Annotated in this window: 25 protein-coding genes; 17 read left to right on the top strand and 8 right to left on the bottom strand. The window is 64.1% G+C overall.

Annotated features, from left to right (window positions below; all coding sequences use genetic code 11):
* The first annotated feature begins 120 nt into the window (after window positions 1–120).
* On the top strand, window positions 121–1,416 hold the full coding sequence (locus ACFVHU_RS11260; RefSeq protein WP_105658573.1) for a benzoate/H(+) symporter BenE family transporter: 1,296 nt from the start codon (window positions 121–123) through the stop codon (window positions 1,414–1,416).
* 101 nt (window positions 1,417–1,517) lie between these two features.
* Window positions 1,518–2,309, top strand: a complete 792-nt coding sequence (locus ACFVHU_RS11255) for an aspartate dehydrogenase domain-containing protein (RefSeq protein WP_388024471.1) — start codon at window positions 1,518–1,520, stop codon at window positions 2,307–2,309.
* A gap of 16 nt (window positions 2,310–2,325) precedes the next feature.
* On the opposite strand, the gene pcaC is transcribed toward ACFVHU_RS11255, so the two are convergent.
* The 7 genes from pcaC to ACFVHU_RS11220 all read right to left on the bottom strand — a co-directional run bounded on the left by pcaC (window position 2,326) and on the right by ACFVHU_RS11220 (window position 8,386).
* On the bottom strand, window positions 2,326–2,733 hold the full coding sequence (gene pcaC, locus ACFVHU_RS11250) for a 4-carboxymuconolactone decarboxylase (protein WP_105658571.1): 408 nt from the start codon (window positions 2,731–2,733) through the stop codon (window positions 2,326–2,328).
* A gap of 18 nt (window positions 2,734–2,751) precedes the next feature.
* Complete coding sequence (locus tag ACFVHU_RS11245; RefSeq protein ID WP_166650807.1) at window positions 2,752–3,549, bottom strand: alpha/beta fold hydrolase; 798 nt, start codon at window positions 3,547–3,549, stop codon at window positions 2,752–2,754.
* Entirely contained in the window at window positions 3,531–4,937 is a 1,407-nt protein-coding gene (locus ACFVHU_RS11240; RefSeq protein ID WP_388024469.1) for a lyase family protein, read from the bottom strand. Before ACFVHU_RS11240 ends, ACFVHU_RS11245 begins: the two co-directional genes overlap by 19 nt.
* A 145-nt stretch (window positions 4,938–5,082) precedes the next feature.
* The gene (pcaG, locus tag ACFVHU_RS11235; protein ID WP_133834385.1) at window positions 5,083–5,661 is read right to left on the bottom strand and encodes a protocatechuate 3,4-dioxygenase subunit alpha; all 579 of its coding nucleotides are present in this window, start codon (window positions 5,659–5,661) and stop codon (window positions 5,083–5,085) included.
* 1 nt (window position 5,662) lies between these two features.
* Window positions 5,663–6,511: a protocatechuate 3,4-dioxygenase subunit beta gene (gene pcaH / locus ACFVHU_RS11230; RefSeq protein WP_388024468.1), complete on the bottom strand. Its 849-nt coding sequence runs from the start codon at window positions 6,509–6,511 to the stop codon at window positions 5,663–5,665.
* A 40-nt stretch (window positions 6,512–6,551) separates the two neighbouring features.
* Window positions 6,552–7,748, bottom strand: a complete 1,197-nt coding sequence (locus tag ACFVHU_RS11225; RefSeq protein WP_388024466.1) for a 4-hydroxybenzoate 3-monooxygenase — start codon at window positions 7,746–7,748, stop codon at window positions 6,552–6,554.
* Window positions 7,749–7,912: 164 nt separating this feature from the next.
* Window positions 7,913–8,386, bottom strand: coding sequence for a MarR family winged helix-turn-helix transcriptional regulator (locus ACFVHU_RS11220; RefSeq protein ID WP_388024465.1), 474 nt, complete (start codon window positions 8,384–8,386; stop codon window positions 7,913–7,915).
* A gap of 133 nt (window positions 8,387–8,519) precedes the next feature.
* Here ACFVHU_RS11220 and ACFVHU_RS11215 point away from each other — a divergent pair, with 133 nt between their 5' ends.
* The 10 genes from ACFVHU_RS11215 (at window position 8,520) to ACFVHU_RS11170 (ending at window position 18,354) form a co-directional block, all read left to right on the top strand.
* Window positions 8,520–9,443 carry an SDR family NAD(P)-dependent oxidoreductase gene (locus ACFVHU_RS11215; protein WP_388024463.1) on the top strand — a complete coding sequence of 308 codons (924 nt, stop codon included), beginning with the start codon at window positions 8,520–8,522 and terminating at the stop codon, window positions 9,441–9,443.
* A 17-nt stretch (window positions 9,444–9,460) separates the two neighbouring features.
* Window positions 9,461–10,351, top strand: a complete 891-nt coding sequence (locus ACFVHU_RS11210; protein ID WP_388024462.1) for an amidohydrolase family protein — start codon at window positions 9,461–9,463, stop codon at window positions 10,349–10,351.
* A complete protein-coding gene (locus tag ACFVHU_RS11205) occupies window positions 10,351–11,538 on the top strand; it encodes an acyl-CoA dehydrogenase family protein (RefSeq protein WP_388024460.1) in 1,188 nt (395 codons plus the stop codon). The genes ACFVHU_RS11210 and ACFVHU_RS11205 overlap by 1 nt, the downstream gene beginning before the upstream one ends.
* A gap of 54 nt (window positions 11,539–11,592) precedes the next feature.
* A complete protein-coding gene (locus ACFVHU_RS11200; RefSeq protein ID WP_388024459.1) occupies window positions 11,593–12,048 on the top strand; it encodes a MaoC family dehydratase in 456 nt (151 codons plus the stop codon).
* A 62-nt stretch (window positions 12,049–12,110) separates the two neighbouring features.
* Window positions 12,111–13,628, top strand: coding sequence for a long-chain fatty acid--CoA ligase (locus ACFVHU_RS11195; protein ID WP_388024457.1), 1,518 nt, complete (start codon window positions 12,111–12,113; stop codon window positions 13,626–13,628).
* Between the two features lie 210 nt (window positions 13,629–13,838).
* Window positions 13,839–14,837 carry an ABC transporter substrate-binding protein gene (locus ACFVHU_RS11190; RefSeq protein WP_388024455.1) on the top strand — a complete coding sequence of 333 codons (999 nt, stop codon included), beginning with the start codon at window positions 13,839–13,841 and terminating at the stop codon, window positions 14,835–14,837.
* Window positions 14,838–14,920: 83 nt separating this feature from the next.
* The gene (locus ACFVHU_RS11185) at window positions 14,921–15,895 is read left to right on the top strand and encodes an ABC transporter substrate-binding protein (RefSeq protein WP_388024454.1); all 975 of its coding nucleotides are present in this window, start codon (window positions 14,921–14,923) and stop codon (window positions 15,893–15,895) included.
* Complete coding sequence (locus ACFVHU_RS11180; protein WP_388024453.1) at window positions 15,892–16,725, top strand: ABC transporter permease; 834 nt, start codon at window positions 15,892–15,894, stop codon at window positions 16,723–16,725. The genes ACFVHU_RS11185 and ACFVHU_RS11180 overlap by 4 nt, the downstream gene beginning before the upstream one ends.
* Window positions 16,722–17,495, top strand: coding sequence for an ABC transporter permease (locus tag ACFVHU_RS11175; protein ID WP_388024451.1), 774 nt, complete (start codon window positions 16,722–16,724; stop codon window positions 17,493–17,495). Before ACFVHU_RS11180 ends, ACFVHU_RS11175 begins: the two co-directional genes overlap by 4 nt.
* A complete protein-coding gene (locus ACFVHU_RS11170; protein WP_388024450.1) occupies window positions 17,485–18,354 on the top strand; it encodes an ABC transporter ATP-binding protein in 870 nt (289 codons plus the stop codon). The genes ACFVHU_RS11175 and ACFVHU_RS11170 overlap by 11 nt, the downstream gene beginning before the upstream one ends.
* 58 nt (window positions 18,355–18,412) lie before the next feature.
* On the opposite strand, the gene ACFVHU_RS11165 is transcribed toward ACFVHU_RS11170, so the two are convergent.
* Entirely contained in the window at window positions 18,413–18,994 is a 582-nt protein-coding gene (locus tag ACFVHU_RS11165) for a PadR family transcriptional regulator (protein WP_388024448.1), read from the bottom strand.
* A 169-nt stretch (window positions 18,995–19,163) separates the two neighbouring features.
* Between ACFVHU_RS11165 and ACFVHU_RS11160 the strand changes: the two genes are divergently transcribed.
* The 5 genes from ACFVHU_RS11160 (at window position 19,164) to ACFVHU_RS11140 (ending at window position 24,330) form a co-directional block, all read left to right on the top strand.
* Complete coding sequence (locus ACFVHU_RS11160; protein WP_388024446.1) at window positions 19,164–20,258, top strand: Rieske 2Fe-2S domain-containing protein; 1,095 nt, start codon at window positions 19,164–19,166, stop codon at window positions 20,256–20,258.
* 40 nt (window positions 20,259–20,298) lie between these two features.
* Window positions 20,299–21,312, top strand: coding sequence for a PDR/VanB family oxidoreductase (locus tag ACFVHU_RS11155; RefSeq protein WP_388024444.1), 1,014 nt, complete (start codon window positions 20,299–20,301; stop codon window positions 21,310–21,312).
* A gap of 120 nt (window positions 21,313–21,432) precedes the next feature.
* Complete coding sequence (locus ACFVHU_RS11150) at window positions 21,433–22,761, top strand: MFS transporter (protein ID WP_388024442.1); 1,329 nt, start codon at window positions 21,433–21,435, stop codon at window positions 22,759–22,761.
* Window positions 22,762–22,809: 48 nt separating this feature from the next.
* Window positions 22,810–23,283 carry a DUF3237 family protein gene (locus ACFVHU_RS11145; RefSeq protein ID WP_388024440.1) on the top strand — a complete coding sequence of 158 codons (474 nt, stop codon included), beginning with the start codon at window positions 22,810–22,812 and terminating at the stop codon, window positions 23,281–23,283.
* Between the two features lie 81 nt (window positions 23,284–23,364).
* Complete coding sequence (locus tag ACFVHU_RS11140; RefSeq protein ID WP_388024439.1) at window positions 23,365–24,330, top strand: formylglycine-generating enzyme family protein; 966 nt, start codon at window positions 23,365–23,367, stop codon at window positions 24,328–24,330.
* Window positions 24,331–24,348: the final 18 nt, after the last annotated feature.

Genomic DNA, 24,348 nt, shown 5'->3' with positions numbered 1-24,348 from the left:
CAGCCAGAACTATCCTAGGAATGCCATACCCCGGATCAATGCGCCACGTCCCACGGCCCCTGGAGCCGTGCAATGGTGGTGGACTATTAATGCCACTGCCATCATCGCCCAGGAGCGCACATGCCCAAACCCGCCGATAACCTGCCCACCCGCGAATCGGCTCCAGCAGCTGCGCGGGCACCACGCGAACCGCTGCTGGAGCGGGCCGCGCAACGGCCTGCCGGAATCCGCGACCTGCTGCGCGACGTGGGCGGGGTATATGCCAGCAATGGCGTGATCGGGCTGGTGTTCTCCGCTTCGGGCCCCATCGCGGTCACCCTTGCGGTGGGTGCCGCTGGCGGGCTGTCCCAGGCCGAGATGGCTTCCTGGGTCTGCGGGATCTTCCTCTCCGCCGGGTTGGCGACCATCGTGATGTCCCTGCTCTACCGCCAGCCGCTGGGATTCGCCTGGTCCATCCCCGGCACGGTGCTGCTGGGCCCTTCGCTGCAGCACCTGTCCTTCCCCGAGGTGGTCGGGGCGTTCTTCGTCTCCGGGGTACTGGTCCTGGCCTTGGGCGCTACCGGGGTGGTGCGCCGGATCATGGCGGCCATACCCATGCCGATTGTGATGGCCATGGTGGCCGCGGTCTTCTTGCGCTTCGGCACCGACATCGTCTCGTCCACCCAAGCCAACCCGGTGGTGGCCGGCCCCATGGTGCTGGTCTTCGTCCTGCTCGCTGCGGTGCCGGCGCTGGGCAGAAGAATTCCCCCGGTGCTGGGCACGCTGATCGCCGGGGTCATCGCGGTGGCCGCCAGCGGCCAGTTCGCGTTGGACGCAGCTGGCGGGCCCGTGCTGGCCACCCCGGTGTTCACCGCTCCGGAATTCAGCTGGGCTGCGCAGCTGGAACTGGTAGTGCCGTTGGCCATCACCGTGCTGATTGTGCAGAACGGCCAGGGTGTCGCGGTGCTGCGCTCTGCCGGGCACCGTCCCCCGGTCAATGCCTTTGCGCTGGCCTCGGGCGGGTTCTCGATCCTGAACGCATGCTTCGGTGCGGTGTCCGCCTGCGTCACCGGGCCAACCAACGCGTTGCTCACATCATCTGGCGAAAAGCACCGCCAGTACACCGCAGCGGTGGTCTATGGCCTCCTGTCCCTGCTCTTCGCCCTGTTCGCTCCAACGCTGACGCGCTTCATGCTGGCCACCCCAGAGGCTTTCGTGCTGGCCTTGGGAGGCATCGCCATGCTCAAGGCCCTGCAGCAGGCCTTTGTGACGGCCTTCGCCACCAAATTCACCCTGGGCGCCCTCGTGACGTTCGTGGTAACCATTTCCGGCCTGGACCTGTTCAACATCCATGCCGCCTTCTGGGGCATCCTCATCGGATATGGCGCCTCCCGGCTCATGGAACGCACGGACCATTCGACCGCTTCCCGGCACTAGCGGCAACGGCCCGCACCCTGGCCAGCTGGCAGTTCGTGCCGAGCCCGCGAGCTGGCCTAAGCTGGCGGTAGCTTACATCGATCTTTTCGGATAGGACGGGCATGGCCACGGGCAGCATGTATCGGGTGGGAATACTGGGCCACGGGGCGATCGGCTCCGTGGTGGCGGAGCAACTGGCAGCCGGGACGGTGCACGGTGCCCAGCTCGAAGGGGTGATCCTGCGCCGTCCGCAAACCGGGCTGGAGCATGAGCAGCTGAGCTGGGAGTCGGCCCTGGAGCGCTGCGACCTGGTGGTCGAATGCGCGGGCCAGCAAGCCCTGCGCGAGAATGCGGTGCGCATCCTGGCCTGCGGGGTTGACCTGCTGGCCAGTTCCATGGGAGCGCTGGCTGACCCGGAGTTCGCCGCGCAAGTGCAGGCCGCCGGACCTGGACGCTTTTCCAGCACTGCCGGGGCCATCGGCGGATTGGACCTGCTGGGCGCGGCTGCCCGGATGGGCGGCATCGACCAGGTGCTGGTGACGACGCGCAAGCTGCCGGCCACCTTGGTGCAGCCGTGGATGGATGCGCAGCGGCGCGGTGAATTGGAGCAGGCCGCCGGACCGGTAGAGGTATTTCGCGGTCCAGCCGCGGCAGCGGCCCAGGACTTCCCGAAGTCATTGAATGTGGCCGCGGCGGTGGCGTTGGCTGTGGGGGATTGGGATGCGGTGACAGCCAGATTGATCGCCGACCCGGAGGCAGGCCTGACCGAGCACCGCATCGAGGCGCGCGGCCCAGCCGGCGAGTACAGCTTCTCGATCAAGAACCACCCCTCGCCACGCAACCCGCGCACCAGCGGCATCGTCCCGTGGGCCCTGCTGCACTCGATCCGGCAAGCCGCGGCGGCGCGCCGCTAGCGGCGCGGTGCCACCGCTAGTGGCCTTCGGCTGCCGCGTACTCCTCCAGCACCTTCTTGCCGACCTTGAACGCCACGTTCGCCGCCGGAACGGAACAGTAGATGGCGCACTGCAAGAAGACTTCCTTGATTTCTTCGGGAGCCATGCCATTGCGCAGGGCCGCGTGCACATGCATTTCCAGTTCTTCCCAGTAGCCCCCGGCGATCATTGCGGTCAGCGTGATGGCGCTGCGGGTAGTGCGCGGCAGGCCGTCGCGGGTCCAGATGGTGCCCCATGCGTAGCGGGTGATCATTTCCTGGAATTCGTCGGTGAACTCATTCGAGTTCCTGGTGGAACGCTCAACGTGCTCGTTGCCCAGCACCTGGCGGCGTACCTCCATGCCAGCATCATAGGTATCGCCGGGAAGGCGCGGTGAATCAGCCATTTCTGCAAGTCCTCGCTTCTAGTTGGCCAGCAAGAACTCGGCCAGCAAGGCCGCGGTCTCTTCGGGTGCTTCGGCCGGGGCCAGGTGGGCGGCCGAATCGATGACCGCCATGGTTCCGCGGGGTGCATTTTCGGCGATGAACTCCGCGTCTGCCGGAGGGCACACCTGGTCCTGTGCGCCGTTGATGGCAATGATCGGGTCGCTGGTTGAAGCCAGCTGCCCGCGCACGTCGAATCCTGCCAAGGCGCCGCAGGCGTGGGCGTAGGCGAAGCGGTCAGCGTTCTGCAGGCTGTGCAGCAGCTCGGTGCTGATCACCGGCTCCTTCTCGATGAATCCCGGTGCGAACCAGCGCTCGGCAGAACCGGCGACCATGGTCGGGGTGCCGGCCTTGGCGACCAGCTCGGCACGGTCGGTCCACCCGTCGGGGGTGCCGATCTTCGCCGCAGAGCAGATGGAGGACAACGCGTCGAAGAAGCCGGCGTGGTCCACGGCCAGCTGCAGGGCGGTGGCCCCGCCGACCGACACTCCGGCGTAGTACAGCTTGCTGCCCTCGGAGATGACGCCGTCGGCACGCAGCGCCTCGACGGCCTTGGTGACGCCGGTAGCCAGTTCGGCCAGCGAGAAGGCTTCGGTGGACGGCTTGCTTTCGCCGTGCCCCGGCAGGTCCCAGGCGATGACCTGGAACTTGTCCTTGAGGTAAGGCAAGGCCGGAGCCCACAGCGGCAGGGCCGCAGTGCCCAGCGAGGGGCCGACGATGAGGGTGGGAAGTGCCTTGTCGGTGTGCAGCAAGGAGGGGGTTAGTTGCGGGACTGCCATGATTCCTTCCGTGCCGAGTAATCGGCGAGTACGGTTTCGGTGAAGCGATCCGCGGCACCGAGGTAGCCAGCTGGATCAAATAATTCGTAGAGGTCCTGGTCGTTCAAGTCATGCACGGAGATTTCCAGGCGCAGCAGATCGCGCAGGGAAATGCCCTCGTCGAGGCTGCGGCGCACCAATGCCTGGATGGCCGGTTTTCCGCCGACCACCAGATCAGCCAGGGCGGCAGCGAGTCGTTCGGAGAGCACGGCATCTCCGCCCAGGGCGAGGTTCCGCTCGATGGCAGCGCGATCCACTCCCAGGCCGTTGGCCAGGAACGAAGCGTGGAATGCCGCCCCTGATGCCAGCCGGGCCAGTTCGCGCAGGGCACTCCATTCGGCGTGCCAGCCGCCATCGGGGCGTTCATCCACCGCGGTGCCGGCAGCAGTGAACAGGGTGGAGAGCAATCCGGGGGCGCTGAATGCCGCATTGCGCAGCAGTACCGAGCGCACCGGGTTCTGCTTCTGCGGCATGGCCGAGGAGCCGCCCTTGCCGGCCTCGCGAGGTTCGGACAGCTCGCCGATTTCCGGACGGGAGGCGGTGAGCACATCAGCGCCCAGGGTCCCCAGCGCGGCAATGGCCGCACCCAGTGCGGAGCCAAGCTGGAGAATCGGCATGCGGTTGGTGTGCCAGGGCGTTCCCGGATCCTCCAGGCCCAGCAGGGCCGCCAGATCCGAGGACAGCGACTGGCTTGTGGCCGTTGTCTCCGGCTGGCCGGAGAGCAGCTGCTCCAGGGAGGCGAGCGTGCCCACCGCACCGCCCCATTGCAAGCGCAGCTGCCGCGCCGCGGCATCCAGCTGCTGCTCGGCATCCAGCACGGCCGAGAGCCAGCTGGCCGCTTTCCAGCCCAAGGTGGTGGGCAGCGCATGCTGGGTCAGCGAGCGGGCAATGCACACGGTCCCGCGGTGGGCCTGCGCCAGGGCAGCCAACCCGCCAGCGGTGCTGCGCAGATCTGCCAGCGTGAGCGTGAGCGTCTTGGACAGGACCAGCATCAGCGCTGTGTCGATGATGTCCTGGCTGGTGGCACCGCGGTGCAACGCGGTGCCCGCAGTTGCCGCGGCCCCGTCGTGCTTGAGCAGGTCGCGCATCATGCCCAGCAGCGGGATGAGCGCATTGGCCCCATCCGGTGTCCTGGAGGCCAGCAAGGCCAGGTCGTAGCGGTCCGCGCGGGCCACCTCGCGCACGGCCTGCGCATCCTGGACGCTGCACAGGCCGGCATCCGCCTGGACCTGCACCCATCCGGCTTCGGCATCCAGCATGGCTTGGACGAAAGACGCATCGCTGGCCAATGCCCCGGCCGCAGTTCCTGCCCAGGCGGGGGCCAGCACGCCGTAGTCTGCGCCATCCATTCGGTGCCTCGATTCTTAGCTGTTGAGCGTATAAGCCGTCTATCTAGAACTGTAGTGCCCGGCAACGGGCAACACCCCGCCGGGCGCTCCAACGCCCGTAACAGTGCGGGCGCTGGGGCAATCCAGCGGGGTGTCGCGGTGGCAACTAGCTCTCGCGCGGGTAGGAGAGGAACACCGTTTCGTTCCCGCCTTGCAGGCGGATATCGAAGCACAGCGAGCCATCGTCTTCGCGAGCAGCAATCAGCGTTGCGCGTTCTGCTTCGCCCAGCGATGACAGCAACGGGTCGCTAGCCAGCGCTTCGGTGTCCTCCGGCAGGTAGATGCGGGTGAACAGGCGATTGAGCAGGCCGCGGGCGAAAACCGCGAGCATGATGAACGGGGCCTTGCCCTCTTCGGTAGCGCCCGGGTTCACGGTGGTGAAGGTGTAGTGCCCGGCGTTATCCACCGCCGCCCGTCCCCACCCGGTGAAGGTGTAGCCGTCGCGGACCAGCGAGCCATCGCGGGAAACGACATTGCCGTTCTCGTCGGCCTGCCAGATTTCCAGCAGGGCGTCCGGAATGGCCTCGCCGTTGCCGTCATAGACCATCCCGTGCAGGCGCACCGAGCGGGGATGGGCCTGGCTGATCAGCTCATTGCCCTTCTCATAGGGCAATGCGTAGCCGTAGAACGGGCCGATGGTCTGACCCGGTGTGGGGGCCAGCTTCAGTTCTGGTGCCTGAGCCATGCTAGTGGTCTCCCTCTTCATCTTCCATCCAGGTGCGGTTGGAGCCGGTGAGTACGATGTCCCAGTAGTATCCGGTAGCCCATTCATGGGTCGTCAGCGAATGGTCGTAGCTGGCGACCAGGCGGTCGCGCGCTTCCTTGTCGGTGATCGCCTGGTAGATCGGGTCGAGGCTGAACAGCGGGTCACCAGGGAAGTACATCTGGGTGATCATGCGCTGGGTGAAGTCGGTGCCGAACAGCGAGAAGTGGATGTGCGCCGGGCGCCAGGCGTTGTGGTGGTTCTTCCACGGGTAGGGTGCCGGCTTGATGGTGGTGAAGGAGTATTCGCCGTTCGGGCCGGTGATGGCGCGTCCCACGCCGGTGAAGTTCGGATCGATCGGGGCCGGATGCTGGTCGCGCTTGTGGATGTAGCGTCCGGCGGCATTGGCCTGCCAGATTTCCACCAGCTGCCCGGCCACCGGGCGGCCGTCGCCATCGAGCACGCGGCCGGCGACCACGATGCGCTCGCCGATCGGCTCGCCGTTGTGCTGGATGGTCAGATCCGATTCCAGCGCATGCACGTCGCGCTGGCCGAAAGCCGGGGAGTGCAGCTCAATGGTTTCCGGGTCAGCGTGGTGCAGGTTCTTGGTCGGGTGGCGCAGCAGCGAGGAGCGGTAGGGCGCGAAGTCGACGCGCGGCTGGGTTTCGGCTTTCTTGCCCGCCATGACCTCCTGGCGGTAGGCCTCGTGGAGATCGGCGATCTCGCCGCTGATTTCTTCCTGGCTGGCGGTGGTTGCCGCAGGGTCCAGAAGATGCGAGTTGTTGAAGGACTCGGCTTCGGTGCGGTCCTGCGGTGCGGTTTCGGTGCTCATTGCGGGCTCCTTTCTAAGGTGCGGAGGATGGTTAGAGGTTCTAAGCGTGGGGCCAGCCGGTGTAGGACTCGGCCAGGTACTGCTGGCCGAACCGCGAGGAGGTGACGGTTTCCAGCTCGCCCAAGGCGCGCTTGGCCATGAACGGGTCCCCGCCAACCGGGGTGTGCAGCATGGAAGTCATCCAGTAGGAGAAGTTCTGCGCCTTCCACACCCGCTTCAGCGCCAGGTCCGAATAGCCGTCCAGCAGCTGCTCGCTGCCGGTGGAGAAGTAGGAGTCCAGGGCCTCGAAGAGCACCTTCACATCGGCGAAGGCCAGGTTCAGGCCCTTGGCTCCGGTGGGCGGGACGGTGTGCCCGGCATCGCCGATCAGGAACAGGCGCCCGTGGGAGAGCGGTTCGCGCACGAAGGAGCGGAAGCCCAGGACGGTCTTGTCGAAGATTTCCCCGGTTTTCAGCTGGAAGCCATCCGGTCCGTCCACGCGCTTTTGCAGCTCGGCCCAGATGCGGTCATCGTTCCAGGCGTTCACGTCTTCGTTCGGGTCGCATTGGAAGTACATGCGCTGCACGGTGTCGCTGCGCTGGGAGATCAGCGCGAAGCCGTGCGGGGAGTTCGCGTAGATCAGCTCCGGGGCGGATTTCGGTGCTTCGGTGAGGATTCCGAACCAGGCGAAGGGGTAGGCGACCTTGAAGTCCTTGCGCAGGGTTTCGGGCATCTGGCGGCGGGCGAAGGAGCGCGAGCCGTCGGCGCCGACGATCACATCCGCATGCACCTCGAAGAGGTTGCCCTGCGCATCGGTGAAGCGGAACTTCGGGGTGGAGGTCTCCAAGTCCAGGATCTCGGTGACTTCGCAGGAGTACCGCACATCGCCCTGGTCGCGTTGGCGCGCCGCGGCCAGGTCAACGAAGACCTCGTTCTGCGCGTACAGGGTGACGGTGGCATCGACCAGGTCGCGGAAGTCCAGCGGGTGGGATTCGCCGTTGAAGCGCAGGTCGATGCCGGCGTGCTCGTCGCCGTGGGTCAGGACCCGTCCATCCACGCCGGACTCGGTGAGCATCTTGACCGCTTGGGCTTCGAGGATTCCGGCACGGTGGGTGTTGCGGATGGCCTCGTGGTCGCGCATTTCCACGACGATGTTCTCGATGCCGGTTTTGGCCAGCAGATGCGAAAGCATGAGCCCGGCTGGGCCGCCGCCGATGATGCCGACCTTGGTCTTGAGGATGCGCGGATTCTGAACCATGGGACCCTGCCTTGCTGTCGTCTGGACCAGCAACCGAGCGCCCGGCTGCGTTGCCGGACCGATGCATGTGGTCTAAGGAAGTAAGAAGAACTTCCATCAGGATGCGGTGCATGCGACCCGGCAGGCAGGCGCATTCTCAATGAATGAGAATACTTCCGGCGTCGCTACTCGGCCTCGGCCAAGGCGACGCGGGATAGCAGGTCGCGCAGCTGAAGGCGTTCGCCCGGGGTGAGCGCCTCCAGGGTCTCATCCTCATTCTGCTTCGTGACCTTCCTGGCCTGCGCATAGAGCTTCCGCCCGGCAGCGGTGGCCACGATGACCTTGGAGCGGCGATCCTTCGGATCCGGCATGCGCGAGACCAGCCCTCCGGATTCCAGGCCGTCCACCAGGGGGACGATCTGGCTCGGGTCCAGGGCCAGGAACTCTGCCAGGTCGCGCTGGGTCGGCATGATGTCGCTGCATGCCAAAGAAAGCACGGAGTAGGAGCGCACCTTCAGGCCGAGGGGCTTCAGTGCGTGGTTGGCCCGGCTGGACCCCAGGGAGCGCATGCGCGCCACCAGGAAGTTCAGCTCCTGCACGAGGTCGCATTTCATGAACTGCTCTTCCTTCGCTGATTTGGCAGTGATTTTGCTGCTCACTCCATTATCCTCACTTTTCATGAAAAAATAAACCATTGACTTTCTCAAGGATTAAAGTTCTTATGTATGTAGTCAAGGTTCCCACTTTTCACCGAGGGGGAGCAATCGAAACACCCATTGAAATGGAGAACTCATGTCGCTAGCAGGGAAAGTTGCCATCGTCACCGGAAGCGGACGCGGACTAGGTCTGAGCTACGCGCAAGAATTGGCTCGCCAGGGCGCTGCGGTCATCATCAACGATGTTGACCCAGCGGCTGTGGAAGCGGCCGTTTCCTCCATCGCCGAGGCCGGCGGCAAAGCCGCAGGCGTCGTAGCGGCGGTGGGCTCCACTGAAACCGCCAAGGCACTGGTTGCCGGCGCGGTGGAGAACTTCGGCCGCCTGGATATCCTGGTGACCAACGCAGGCGTGCTGCGCGACAAGTCGCTGCTGAAAATGACCGACGAGGACTTCGACCTGGTCATCAACGTCCACTTGCGCGGCACCTTCACCTGCGTCCGCGAGGCCTACGGCTACTTCAAGGAGAACAATGTCTCCGGCCGTATCATCGCCATTGGCTCGCCCACCGGCCAGCGCGGCAATTTCGGCCAGAGCAACTACGCTGCGGCCAAGGCCGGCATCGTGGGCATGGTGCGCACCTGGGCCATGGAAATGAAGCGCGCCGGCGTCACCGCCAACGCCGTCATCCCGGTGGCCGCTACCGAAATGACCAAGACCGTTCCGTTCTTCGCCAAGGCCGTCGAAGCCGATGAGCGCGGCGAAGCCATGCCGGACTTCTTCCGCAAGGACCTGGGCTTCGGCACCGCCGACGACGTGGCCGGGCTCATCGCCTACCTCGCCTCCGAGGAAGCTGGCGGCATCACCGGCCAGGCCATTGGCGCCGGCGGCGACCGGCTGCAGCTGTGGAGCCACCCCGAGGCCATCGAATCGGAATTCCACGACGGCGGCTGGGACTATGCAACACTGCAGGAACGGTTCCCGTTCGCGGGCAACCAGCAGTCCGTCGGCGAGAAGTTCCCGGAGCTTCCTGGAGAACTCCGCCCGGAACCAGCCAAGTAACGCCCGGAGGAAAAGCCATGACTGCACGTTATGAACTCGGAATCGACTTCGCGGCGCTGGACGCCATCGACATGCATGTGCATCTTGAAGTCGATGAATGCGGCCACAAGGCCATGCCGGAAGACCTCTTCGAGGCCTCGGCAGCGTATTTCAAGTCAGCGGACCGGACCCCGTCCATCGACAGCATCGCGCAGTTGTACCGCGACCTGAAGATGGCCGCAGTGGTCTTCACCGTCGATGCGCGCACCGCGCTGGGGCATGATCCGAACTCCATCGAGGATCTGGTGGAAGGCTGTGCCCGGAACAATGACGTGCTGATTCCCTTCGGCTCGGTCGATCCGCGCCGCGGGCAGCAGGCTATTGACGACGCGCGGTACCAGGCCGAGTCCCTGGGAGTGCGCGGCTTCAAATTCCACCCGTCATTGCAGGGCTTCGACCCAAGCAATGAGAGCTTCTACCCGCTGTGGGAGACGCTGCAGGAACTGGGCCTGCCATGCATTTTCCACACCGGGCAGAACGGGATGGGTGCCGGACTTCCCGGCGGTCGCGGCATCAAGCTGCGCTATTCCAACCCGATGCTGCTGGACGATGTGGCCGCGGACTTCCCGAACCTGGCCATCGTCATGGCCCACCCTTCGGTGCCCTGGCAGGACGAGGCGAATTCCATTGCCACCCACAAGGCTAATGTCTACATCGACCTGTCGGGCTGGAGCCCCAAGTACTTCCCGGCCTCGCTGGTGAAGATGGGCAATAACGTGCTCGCGCGCAAGCTGCTGTTCGGCACCGATTTCCCGCTGATCACTCCGCAGAAATGGCTTGGCGCCTTTGCCGAGCTGGACCTGAAGGATGAAGTCCGCCCGGGGATCCTGAAAGGCAATGCGCTTCGCGTGCTGGGGGTGCAGGGCTGATGGAAGCAGTGGCCACCAGCGATTTCTACGGATTCAAGGATCTGCTCAGCGAGGCGGAGCGCGATGCCCTGTCGCGCCTGCGTGCCCTTTTGGAAGAGCATGTGGGCCCGGTACTCGACGACTACTGGGAGCGTGGGGAATTCCCGGAGCAGATTATCGCGCCGCTGGTCGACGCCCAGCTGATGGAACCTGCCGAAGTCCTGGAAGCGGGCCAGCGCCCCTCGGGCCTCTATGCCGGTTTCCGCAACTTCGAGCTGGGCCGCATGGATGCCTCGGTAGCCACCTTCTACAACGCGCAGTCGGGCCTGTTCCGCACCACGGTGAATCTGGGCGGAAGCCCAGAGCAGGTTGCGCAGCTGGAACCGCAGATCACTTCCTTCGCCTATAAAGGAGTGTTCGCGCTGACCGAGCCGGACCACGGCTCGGATATCGCCGGAGGGCTGGCGACCTCGGCAAAGCAGGCGCAGCGCGACGGGGAAGCTGGCTGGCTGATCAACGGCGCAAAGCGCTGGATCGGTGGCGCCAGCCAAGCCGACGTGCTGGCAGTTTTCGCCCGCGACGAGGCCGACTCGCAGGTCAAGTGCTTCCTGGTGCCAACGGACGCGCCCGGCGTGAAACTGAGCAAGATCCCGGGCAAGACCAGCCTGCGCATCATGCAGAACGCCGACATCGAGCTTGCCGATGCCTGGGTCCCGGCCGCCGCGCGGCTGGCGGAGATCAACTCCTTCGCGGACGTCGCTGCGTGCCTGCGCAATATGCGCTCGGATGTCGCCTGGATTGCCACCGGCGTGTGCTTCGGGGCCTATGAATCGGCCCGCGACTACGTCGCCAAGCGCAGCCAGTTCGGCAAGCCGCTGGGCTCCTTCCAGCTCATCCAGGAAAAGCTGGCGCATATGCTCTCCAACGCCACCGCCTGCCTGGCCATGGTGGTGCGCCTGACCCAGCAGCAAGAAGCCGGCATCTACCGCGACGAGAACTCGGCGATGGCCAAGATGTTCACAGCCCGGATGCTGCGCGAAACCGCGGCCCTGGCCAGGGAAGCCTGCGGCGGCAACGGCATCCTGCTGGAGAACAACGTGGCCCGCCACCACGCCGATGCCGAAGCCATCTATTCCTACGAAGGCACCCACGAAATCAACTCGCTGATCATCGGGCGGGCAATTACCGGGGTCAGCGCCTTCCGCTGAATCCGGCAGCAACGAACTTCCGCAAACAACCAACACAACACCAGGAGAAACACCATGGCACCGACCATTTTGGATTACGCAGACCTCGCCACCGCACAGGGCAAGGACCTGGGCTACAGCGAATACCGTGTGGTCACCCAGGAACAGGTCAACACCTTCGCTGACGCGACCGATGACCACCAGTGGATCCATACCGATCCGGAAAAGGCCAAGGACGGGCCATTCGGCGGACCGATTGCCCATGGCTATTTGACCCTGAGCCTGCAGATCGCCTTCTGGACCGAGCTCTTCGATGTCACCGGCGTGAAGACTAAGGTCAACTACGGCCTGGAAAAAGTCCGCTTCCCGTCTCCGGTGCCAGTGGGCTCCAAGGTCCGCATGAAGGCCGTAATTGCCGAAGTGGAAGAGGTCAAGGGCGGATACCAGATCGCAGTGGACCAGGTGGTCGAAGTGGAGGGCGGCACGAAGCCGGCCGTTGTCTCCCGCGGCCTCTACCGCTTCTACGCCTAGGGCGCAGCGCTGCTGGGCCAGCGCGATAGCCGCAACGATCGACCTAATGAAAAGAGTGACAGATGTTGAATAAGGGGTTTGGCAACTGGATCCACCGGCGCCGGGTGAAGTCCGCGCAGCAGGTTGCGGTGATCCACGCGGGAGTCAGCCTGAGTTACGCTCAGCTGGCAGAACGCATCGACAAGCTCAGCAGTGCCCTGGCAGCCCAGGGGATTACCCGGGGCAGCCGCGTGGCGTTCCTCGGGGCCAACCACACTGCTTATCTGGAGACCATGTTCGCCGCCACGCAACTCGGTGCGTTGTTTGTGCCGCTCAATGTGCGCTTGGCTCCCCGGGAGCTGAACTTCGCCTTGCGCGATTCGGGCAGCGAAGTGCTGGTCTATATCCAGAACTTCGCTGATGAAGCGCAGGCGGCCATTGCCGGCAGCCCGGTGGCCCGGGCCTGGGACGTCGCGCTGGTTCCTTGCGAAGACAGCTCCTATGAGCGGGCTTTGCAGGCCGGCGATGCCGCGCACGGGGACATCGCCGTGGAACTCGAAGACCCGGCCATCATCCTCTACACTTCGGGAACCACTGGCACGCCCAAGGGCGCGGTGCTCACCCACGCGAACATGACGTGGAATTCCTACAACGTGATCGTGGACTACGACATCACCAGCAAATCGGTGGTCCTGCTCATCGCTCCGCTGTTCCACGTGGCGGCCCTGGGCATGGGCGCCCTGCCGATGCTGCTCAAGGGCGGAACTGTGGTTTTGCAGGAGCGCTTCGAACCCGCTGCCGTCCTGGATGCGGTGGAACGCTACCAGGTCACCCAGCTTTCCGGGGTGCCAACCACCTTCCAGCTCCTGGCCGAGCACGAAAAGTGGGCGGACACCGATTTGTCCTCGCTGCAAATGCTCACCTGCGGCGGCTCGGCCGTGCCACTGCGTGTACTGGAAGCCTACGAGGCCCGCGGGTTGGGGTTCAGCGGCGGATACGGGCTGACTGAAACCGCACCGGGAGCCACCTTGCTGCAAGCCGCGCATTCCCGCCCGAAAATGGGCTCGGCAGGTTTGCCGCACTTCTTCACCGATATCCGCATTGCCGATTCCCTGGGCAACGAGCTGCCCGCCGGCGAGGTGGGCGAAATCCTGATCAGCGGTCCCAATGTCATCCAGGAATACTGGAACCGCCCTGAAGCTAGTGCCGGCGCCTTCTACGAACCCGACTGGTTCCGTTCCGGGGATATCGGGCATGTGGACGCGGAAGGCTTCCTGTTCATCTCGGATCGCCTGAAGGACATGATTATTTCCGGCGGTGAGAACATCTACCCGGCGGAAGTGGAGCAAGCCATCATGGAGCTGCCCGAAATCGAGTCTGTCGCGGTCATTGGGATCCCGGACGATAAATGGGGCGAGGTGCCGCGTGCGATCGCCGTGCTCAAGCCGGGAAGCTCGCTGAGCCAGGAGGAGATCGTGGCCCATCTCAATGGCCGGCTGGCCCGCTACAAGATTCCGCGCACCGCAGTATTCCTCGATGAACTGCCGCGCACGGCCAGCGGAAAGATCCGCAAAGCCGATCTGCGCAAGCAATACAGTTGAGGGTTTCCAGCCCGGGCGTTGATGGCAGCGTCCGGGCTGGAAACCATTGACCATCGGCCAGGATCTGGCCTGCAGCCTTAGAAGTTAAATCATTACAAGGTCAACCATTGACTTTTTCAATGATTACCCTAGTCTGGTTATGTGTCTCAAATCACACGCTTTTCGCGGTCTGCCACTCGGGACCGGGGCACTGGCTTTCTAGGGGGAAATATGAATAAGCGCTGGTCTACATTACTCGCAGGTGCGGCAGTCCTGTCACTGGGCCTGGTTGGCTGCGGCGGAGGGTCGCTCTCCGGCTCGGGGGAAGCCGAAGGAAGCGATTCCGCGGCCGCCGAAGACGGCTCGCTGACCAAGATCACCGTGGGCATCCTGCCCATCGCACCGTCGGTAGCAGTGCAGCAGGGCATCGATACCGGCACCTTCGAGAAGCACGGCCTGGATGTCGAGCTGAGCACCTCCAACGCCGGAGCGGCAATGCTGCCCGCAGTTTCCACCGGCGAACTGGCCATTGCCGTAGGAAACCCGCTATCGGTGATGACCGCAGCGGACAAGGGCCTGGACATGAAGATCGTCACCGGCTACTCCGAGTCCCGCAGCTCAGGCGAAGATGCCAACGGCGTAGTTGCCCGCAAGGACTCGGCAATCAGTGGCTGGAAGGACCTGGCAGGCAAGACCACCTCGGTCAACGCGCTGCGCACCCAGGGCGATCTGACCATCATGGAATCGGCGGAGATGGCCGGAGCCAATCCTGGGGACCTGAAGTTCAGCGAAATGCCGTTCCCGGATATGGAAGCCCAGCTGGACCGCGGCAACGTCGACGCGATCTGGGTCCCAGAGCCATTCCTCTCCCGCGCGCTGGCCAACAAGGACAACGAGCTGGTGGGCTACCCGAACCAGGATGCCATTGCCGGCATGCCAACCATGGTCAGCTTCACCAGCGGCAAGTTCGCCGAGGAGAACCCCGAGGTCATCACGAACTGGAAGGCCGCGATGGCAGAAGTTCTCGAAACGGCTGAAAGCGATCCGGATGCCGCCCGCGCCATGCTTCCCGATTTCATCAACATGGACGCCAAGGTGGCCCAGGGACTGCTGATGGAAACCTGGCAGGCTGAAACCCCGCTTCCCGAGCTGACCAAGCTCGGCGAGCTGGCGGCCAAGTTCGGATTCCTAGATAAGGCCCCGGACATGGACCAGCTGGTCATCAAGTAATCCAACTGCTTTGCACTCATGCTGCTGCGGCCCCGGGAAGCCGGGGACGCAGCGGCAATCGCACCACAATGGGGGAATTCGCCATGAAACACTCGCTCAAGTTCGCACTCGCTTCCATCTCAGTGCTCGCGCTGGCCGCCTGCAGCTCCGGTTCACCCAGCGGAGGAGCAGACAACTCCGCCGATGCCCGGGGCTCGCTAGAGCAAATCACCGTCGGCGTGATCCCGATCGTGGATACCGCACCCATCTGGCTCGGGGACGCCAAGGGCTTCTTCGCTGACGAAGGCCTGGATTTGGAAATCGAAACCGCCACCGGAGGCTCGGCCATCGTCCCGGGCATCCAATCCGGAAGCTACGATTTCGCCTTCTCAAACCTCATTTCCGTGATGGTCGCCAATGACAAGGGCCTGGACATGAAATTCGTTGCCAATGGCATCTCCACCACGGGAGATGGCACCTCGGATGTCGGCTCCGTGCTGGTCAAGGGCGATTCCAAGATCTCCTCGCCGAAGGACCTGGCCGGCAAGAAGGTATCGGTCAACAACCTGTCGAATATCGGCGACACCACCATCAAGTCGATCGTCGAAGAAGACGGGGGAGACCCGGGGAGCATCGAATTCGTCGAGGTCCCATTCCCTGATGCCCCGGCAGCGCTGGAGAACGGCATTGTCGATGCGGCCTGGATCCTGGAGCCATTCCAGAGCTCGGCCCTGGACGCCGGAGCGAAAATGCTGTCGGCGAACTTCGCCGAATTCGATCCGGAGCTGGATGTTGCCGGCTACTTCACTTCGGCGCAGTATGCGCAGGAAAATCCCGAGGTGGCGCAGAAGTTCACCAGGGCGATGAACAAGTCGCTGGACTACGCGCAGCAGAACCCCGACGAGGTCCGCGACATCGTCGGCACGTACACCAAGATCAGCGAGGAAGTCCGCGCTGAAATGGTGCTGCCGCGCTTCCGCACCGACTTCAACCGCGAGGCCGTGCAGAAGCTCGGCGACGCGGCGCAAAGCTACGGGACCTTGTCCAAGCCGGTTGACTTGGAAAAGCTGCTGCCATGAGTGCCACGAGCGCAGCACCTGCGAGGGCGCGCAGGGCCAAGCGCGCAAGAACCGGATCGGCGGTGCCCAACGGGGTGTGGGGGCTGATCGGCATCGTGATTTTCCTTGGCATCTGGGAACTGCTCCCGGCCCTGGGAATCGTCCAGGCCGCCTACCTGCCGCCGGCTTCAGAAGTGCTGATGACACTGTTCGCCGATTTCATGCTGACGGCCTTCTGGGTGGCTGTGGGCGAGACCCTGCTCGCCTGGTTCATCGGGTTGGCCATCGCCGTGCTGCTGGCCCTGGTGCTGGGCTTGGCCATCGGCATGTCGTCCTTCCTGCGCCGCGCCACCAACTCCACCATCGAATTCCTGCGCCCGATTCCATCGGTGGCGCTGATCCCGCTGGCGGTGCTGATGTTCGGCACGAAGATCGAGTCCTCTCTGATGCTGATCATCTACGCCTGCTTCTGGCAGGTGCTGATCCAGGTGCTCTACGGCGTGGCGGACGTGGACAACGTGGCGATGCAGACAGCCCGCTCCTACGGGTTCTCCCGTTTCCAGCGCATTCGCGACGTCATTTTCCCCACCATGCTGCCGTACCTGATGACCGGCATCCGCCTGGGAGCAGCGGTAGCGCTGATCCTGGCGATCACCGCGGAACTGATCATCGGTTCCCCGGGGCTGGGCAAGGAAATCCAGCTGGCCCAATCCGGCGGCGCAATTGCCGGAATGTACGCGCTGATCGTGGCCACCGGCCTGCTGGGCGTGGTGATCAACCTGTGCATGCGCGTGGTCGAGAAGCGCGTGCTCTCCTGGCATGCCTCTGTTCGAGGAGAAGTCATCGCATGAGAACCCTGAAGTCATTGACCTTCCTCGTGGCCCTGCCTATCCTGCTGGTCCTCTGGTGGGTTGCCGCCACCCTGGGCGGAGCGAGCTTCTTCGTTCCCACCCCGGCCGACCTGGTCAGGACCTTTATCGAGACCTGGATCGGCGAACGGATGTTCACCGATGTGCTGCCAAGCATTCAGCGGCTGGTCTTCGGCGTGCTCGGGGCCATCGTGCTCGGCGTGCTGCTGGGCCTGCTGGTGGGCTTGAACCGCACCGCACGGGCCATCACCGAGCCGGTCTTCGAATTCTTCCGCGCCTTGCCGCCGCCGGTGCTGATTCCGGTGCTGATGCTGCTGGTGGGCATCAACGACGGAATGAAGATCGCAGTCATCATCTCCGGAGCCATTTGGCCGGTGCTGCTGAACACCATCGAAGGCGTGCGCGCCATCGACCCGGTGCAGAACGAAACAAGCCGTTCCTACGGGATCAGCGGTTTCTCGCGGATCCGCTACCAGGTGCTGCCCAGCGCCACCCCGACCATCATGGCCGGCATCCGCCAGTGCCTGTCGATCGGGCTGATCCTGATGGTCATTTCCGAGATGTTCGCGTCCTCCTCCGGGCTGGGCTTCGCGATAGTCCAGTTCCAGCGCTCCTTCGCTGTTCCGGAAATGTGGTCCGGCATCGTGGTGCTGGGTCTGATCGGTGTCATCATGTCATTTATTTTCCAGTGGATCGAACGCCGCGTGCTGCGCTGGTACAACGGTCTGAAAGAGGTTGAAAATGCTGTCTAGCCAGAATGGAACCACCGGTGGACGCACCTTGCCAGAAGGCGAAGCGCTGCTTTCGGTTCGTGGCCTGAAGAAGGTCTACCACACTGACGGCGGCGATATCGAAGCCGTCCGCGACCTGACCTTTGACCTGGGGCACGGGGAGCTGGTCTGCCTGGTGGGCCCTTCGGGCTCGGGCAAGACCACCTTGCTCAAGTGCATTGCCGGGTTGCTGGGCGCCACCAGCGGCGAAGTGCTGCTGGACGGCCAGAAGGTCACGGGGCCGCCCAAGAAAATGGCTGTGGTCTTCCAGGAATACGGCCGTTCGCTGTTTCCGTGGCTGCGCGTGGCCGACAATGTGGAGCTGCCTCTGAAGAATGCCGGGGTGCCCAAGGCCGAGCGCAAGAAGCTGGTCGACGAGGCGCTGGAGGCCGTGGGGCTGGCCCATGTGCCCAAGTCCTATCCTTGGCAGCTCTCCGGCGGCATGCAGCAGCGCGTGGCGATTGCCCGCGCGGTGGCCTACCAGCCAGAGGTATTGCTGATGGATGAGCCGTTCGCGGCCGTTGATGCTCAGACGCGTGCTGACCTCGAGGATTTGATCCGCAATGTCTGGAAGAAGCTGGGCGTGACGGTGCTGTTCGTGACCCACGATATCGACGAGTCGATCTACCTGGGCGAGCGGGTGATCATTCTTTCCTCGTCGCCGACCGTGGTGCAGGAGGATATTGCCATTGACCTGCCGGCAGAGCGCGACCAGCTGGAGACCCGGTCGCTGCCGCGGTTCACCGAACTCCGCCACCACGTCTATGCCGAAATCCAGAAGGCCAAGCAGGGGCATCGTCCGGAGGAAGCCAAGACGAAGTTCTTGACGGACCCCAAGTAGCAAGCTGAGCCGCCGGTCCTTGCGGGACCGGCGGCTTTCCTGCGCCCGCCAGCAGCTCTCAGGCGTTCAAGCAATCGATGAGTTCCAGCCCGCGCGTAGCCCATTGGATTTCGGATTCTGCCCGGGCAATCAGGCCCTCGTAGGTGAACCGCTTATAGGCGACCGTCGCTTCCCAATCCTTGCGCGGCGTGCTCTTCAATCGCTTGGCGAGCATGGAGTTCGAACCTTGCTCCAATTCGGTGATCCGTTCCTGCCATTGCTTGAGCAGGGACTGGTGATGAGCGATATGCCCTCGCATTTGCTCACGTGCGGCCTCGGGTTCCGCCCACTCCAGGTAAGCCGCTTTGAGATGCGCCGGATCGCGGGTGCGTGCGTACTCCAGCGGGGTGTTCATCCAGCCCTTGAATTGGGCAACTCCCTGCTGGGTGATGGTGTATTGCCGTTTCTTTCCGCGCGGACCCCACGGTACATCCTGGCCCGTGATGAGCCCCTCGGATTCCATGCGTTTCAGCTCGGGGTAGATCTGCGAGTCCGGTGCGTGCCAGACGTGCCCGACCGAGGATTCGAAGACTTTATACAGGTCGTAGCCGGTCATTGGCTCAACTGTCAGCAGCGAAAGCAGCGCGTTGCGAAGACTCAAAATCGCCTCTTTCCGGAAATGTGTTGCCAATCACTATGTGTATAGCTATTCTAATGGCATGCAAACTATCTATGTGCATAGATAGTTTGCCGAATTCCACCCTTGAGCAAATCACATACTGGATCCGCCATGGCTGAGCGCAGCCGGGTCCGCCATCGAGAGGACTGCCATGACCGAGGTTGCAGCCAAGAGCACCACCACCGCCAAGATCATGGGCCACCCGCTCAATGCCTGGTACGTAGCGGCATGGGACCACGAGGTCACGCGCAAGCCCATGTCCCGCACCATCGCCAAGCGTCCGGTAGCCCTTTACCGCACCGAAGACGGCAAGGCCGTGGCGCTGGCCGATTCCTGCTGGCACCGGCTGGCCCCGCTGTCCATGGGCAAGACCGTAGGCAAAGACGGACTGCAGTGCCCCTACCACGGCATCGTCTACAACTCCGCTGGCCGCTGCGTCTCCATGCCCGCCCAGGAGACCATCAACCCCTCGGCCACCGTTCCCTCCTTCCCCCTGGTCGAGCGCTACCGCTACGTGTGGATCTGGATGGGCGACCCATCCTTGGCAGACCCGGATCGGGTCCCGGACATGCACCAGATGTCTTCCGACCAATGGGCAGGCGACGGCATGACCATTGCCGCGGACTGCAACTACCAGCTGATCCTGGACAACCTGATGGACCTGACCCATGAGGAATTCGTGCATTCCTCCTCGATCGGCCAGGATGAGCTCAGCGACTCGGAATTCATCACCACGCACGAGGGCAACAAGGTCACCGTCACCCGCTGGATGCACAATATCGATGCACCGCCGTTCTGGCTGAAGAACATGCGCGATAAGTTCCCGGGCTTCGAGGGCAAGGTAGACCGCTGGCAGATCATCCACTTCGAAGCACCGGCAACCATCACCATTGACGTGGGTGTGGCCAAGGCCGGCACCGGAGCACCGGAAGGCGACCGCAGCCAAGGCGTGAATGGTTTCGTCGTGAACACCATTACCCCGGAAACCGATCGCTCCTCGCACTACTTCTGGGCGTTCATGCGCAACTACTGCCTTGACAGCCAGCTGATCACCACCCAGCTGCGTGACGGCGTGCATGGCGTCTTCGGCGAGGACGAAGCGATGCTCAAGGCCCAGCAGGAAGCCATCGATGCCAACCCGGACTACGAGTTCTACAACCTGAACATCGACGCCGGAGGCATGTGGGTCCGCCGCATCCTCGAAGGCATGCTCGCAGCCGAAGCAAACCAGTCCGCCCGCGCCTAGCCGGTTCCCTCGCTCAAACTGAAAGGTTGGTGCCAACGCAATGGCAGCGACGAATATTGAAGTCTGGCAGGACGCGGCAGTCACCCGCATCGTGGAGGTGGCCGACGGGATCAAGCGCATTGAACTCGCCCCGCAGCTGCCCAAGCGCGCCGAGCCAGGCTCCCACATTGATCTGGCGGTACAGATCAACGGCAATGATGCCAAGCGTTCCTACTCCGTAGTTGAATCCAGCGCCGACGGAACAACTCTGGCGATCAGCGTGCTCAAGGCGCCGCTGTCCCGGGGCGGATCGACCTACATGCACGAGCTGTCGGTAGGGGACCGGCTGCAGATCACCCAGCCATTGCAGAACTTCCCGCTGCGCGTGGGAGCCAAGCACTACATCCTGCTGGCCGGGGGTGTTGGCATCACCGCCATGGCGAATATGGCTTCGGTGCTCAAGGGATTGAAGGCTGACTACACGCTGGTTTTCGCCGGACGCAAGCGTTCGGCCATGGCCTACCTGTCCGAACTGCAAACCGAGCACGGTTCCCGGCTGGAAGTCCACGTTGATGACGAGGGCACGTCGCTGAAGGTCAACGAGTTGCTTGGACGTGCTGGTCAGGAAACGGAACTGTACATGTGCGGGCCGATCCGGCTCATGGATGCGGTTCGCCGGGGCTGGGTAGAGCGCGAGCTGGAACCTTCGGCGCTGCGCTATGAAACCTTTGGCAACTCCGGCTGGCATGACCCCGAAGAATTCATTGTCCGGGTTCCCAAGCTGGGCCTGGAAGTGGCCGTTCCGCAGGGGCGGTCCATGCTTGAGGCCTTGGAAGATGCCGGGGCGCAGATGATGTCCGACTGCCGCAAGGGCGAATGCGGATTGTGCGAGGTGCGCATCACCGAGATCACCGGTCATATCGACCACCGCGACGTGTTCTACTCCGAACGGCAAAAACGCCAGTCGAGCAAGATGAACTGCTGCGTTTCACGGGCCATTACCTCGAAGACCGGCGCCAAAGCCGATGCCGCCACCGGTGGCGGGCCTGCTGTGGTCACCATCGAACCGAACTAGCTGAATTCCCATCTAGGCACCACCGCCGGCAGGCAGAAACGGCTCGGCGGGTGGCTTGGTGCACCCCGAAACTGGAGATAGTTCCCCATGGACATCAAGCAGAGAATTGAAAATTCACCGATGTCGGCCTTCCAATGGCTGGTCGTCGCAGTCTGCACTTTTTTGAACGCCCTCGATGGTTTTGATGTATTGGCCATGGCGTTTACCTCGAACCAGGTTTCCGAAGAATTCTCGTTGAACGGAGCCGCGCTGGGCGTGCTGCTGAGCGCGGGCCTCTTTGGCATGGCCGCTGGCTCGTTGTTCCTGGCCCCATTTGCCGACCTGTTCGGACGCCGCCCGATGCTGCTGGGCACCACCGCGCTCGCTTCGGCGGGCATGTTCCTCTCCGCCACCGCAGATTCCATGACGGCCCTTGCCATCTGGCGTATCGTCACGGGCCTGGGCGTCGGCGGCATCCTGGCATGCACCAACGTGATCACCAGCGAGTACTCAAATGGGCGCTGGCGCGGCATGGCCGTGAGCATCTACACCGCTGGCTATGGTGTCGGCGCCACCCTGGGCGGCATGGCCGCAGTCTGGCTGCAGGCGCACTATGGTTGGCGCTCGGTCTTCATCTTCGGCGGTGCGCTGACGATGGCTGCCTTCTTCGCCTTGTTGGCCGTCGTTCCGGAGTCCGTGGACTTCCTGCTAACCCGGCGTACCGCGCGAACCAGCCAGAAGCTGGGCCAGCTGGCACGCAAGATGCGCCTGGGTGCCGAGGACGTAGTCCTGCCCGAGCAGGGCAACGATGGATCAAAGGGAAGCGGCAACGCCGTGCTCGCGCTGTTCTCGCCGGATACCCGCCGGGTGACCACGGTGATCTGGGTTGCCTTCTTCGCCGTGATGTTCGGCTTCTACTTCGTGAACAGCTGGACCCCGAAGCTGCTGGTTACCGCGGGCATGACCGAAAGCCAGGGCGTGGTAGGCGGTTTGATGCTGACCCTGGGCGGCACCTTCGGTTCCCTGCTCTTCGGCGCATTGACTGCCAAATGGGCCGTCCGCAAGGTGCTCATCGCGTTCACCGTGCTTTCCTCGGTGCTCATGGTGGTCTTCATCTCGGCCGCCGGCATCCTCGCCCTGGCCTTCGTGCTCGGCGTCCTGGTCGGCATGCTGATCAACGGCTGCGTTGCCGGCCTGTATACCCTGGCCCCGGCCTCCTACGCTCCGCAATCGCGCGGAACAGGCGTCGGGTGGGCCATCGGCATCGGCCGGTTCGGCGCCATCCTCGCCCCGCTGGCTGCCGGCAGCTTGCTTGATGCCTCGTGGACCGCCGGCCAGCTCTACCTGGGCGTGGGCATCGTGGTGCTGGTTGCCGCGGCCGCCCTGGGGATGCTGCGCTCGCCGGGAACGGGCAACCGGCAGCAACCAGCCGCCGCAGATGCCGCTGCGCAGCCGGCCAAGGCCGAATAGCCCGGGCCTGCTGGACAATGGAAACAAGCACCCTTGAAAGGACCTGGAATGGAGCAGAACCCAACCCCGCCCGCACTGGACTTCGTGGCCACCATCGAGGTCGAGGTCAGTGAGACCATCGACATCGGCGCCACCGCACAGGGCATCCGGAGGGTGGCCCCGATCCGCGGCGGACGCGTAGCCGGCCCCGGGATCCAGGGCAAGGTGCTGGATGCCGGGGCCGACTTCCAGCGCTATCCGACCGCGGACTTGGCCCTGCTGGAAGCGAACTACGTCCTGGAATTGGAGGATGGACAGCGCATCCTGGTGGAAAACCGGGCGGTGCGCTCGGCGGACCCGGCAGACCTGGAGAAGATGATGGCCGGGCAGCAGGTGGATCCTTCCCGCGTCTACTTCCGTTGCGTCCCGTACCTCTCGGCCGATGACTCCGGGCCGCATGCCTGGATGAACCGCACCCTGTTCTTGGGCGTGGGCGAACGGCGCCCCGGCGGCGTGCGCATCGACGTGTTCCGGGTGCGCTAGGGCGCCGCCAAGGGCTGGCGAGCCCGGGCGGCAGCGCTCGGCTAGGCTGGGAGAAACCAGATTCCACTAAGGAGGTCCGCCGTGTCCTGCTGCCATCCTGCCCAGCGTCAGCACCCCGAAACCGGGTCCAGCGCCGCACCCGCGGCCGTGCCTGGGCTCCCGCAGGCCGGCATTGATCCGGCAACTCGCCAGGTTGCCGAGGTGGCGCTGCCCGCAGGCAGCTTCGCCATGGGGGATGCCTTTGGCGAAGGCTACGCGAAGGACGGGGAGGGGCCGGTGCACGCCGTGGCACTGTCGGGCTTCTCGATCGATGCCACCACGGTGACCAACGCGGAATTCGCCCGCTTCGTGGAAGCCACCGGGTACCGGACCGAGTCCGAGGCCTATGGCTATTCGGCGGTCTTCCACCTGCTGGCCCAGGCCCCGGACAAGGACATCCTGGGCAGCGCCGAAGGTGCCGGCTGGTGGCTCACCGTGCGCGGGGCCAGCTGGGCGCACCCGCACGGTGCCGAATCCAGCTGGCGGCAGATTCCGCAGCATCCGGTGGTCCAGGTTTCCTGGAACGACGCGCAGGCCTATTGCGCCTGGGCCGGGCGCTTGCTGCCCACCGAGGCGCAATGGGAGTACGCCGCGCGCGGCGGGCTCGAATCCAAGCGGTACCCGTGGGGCGATGAGCTGCTCGGGCCGGAGGGCGAGCACCGGTGCAATATCTGGCAGGGCGAATTCCCGGTGCGCAACACCTGTGCGGATGGTTTTCTGGGCACCGCCGAAGTCCGTTCATTCCCGCCCAACGGCTTCGGGTTGCACGAGACGAGCGGCAATGTCTGGGAATGGTGCTCCGACTGGTTCCTGCCCAAGTACTACCGCAATTCTCCCGGTGCGGATCCGGCCGGGCCCACCATCGGGCACGGCCGGGTCATGCGCGGCGGATCCTTCCTTTGCCACGATTCCTACTGCAACCGCTACCGGGTTGCGGCCCGCACCTCCAACAGCGCGGACTCCGCCAGCAGCAATACCGGTTTCCGCACCGTCGCGCCGCGCAGCTAGCCAGCTGCGCGGCGCGGT

Source organism: Glutamicibacter sp. NPDC127525, from assembly GCF_042672105.1.
Lineage (GTDB): Bacteria > Actinomycetota > Actinomycetes > Actinomycetales > Micrococcaceae > Glutamicibacter.
This window is presented reverse-complemented; position numbering and strand designations above follow the sequence as displayed.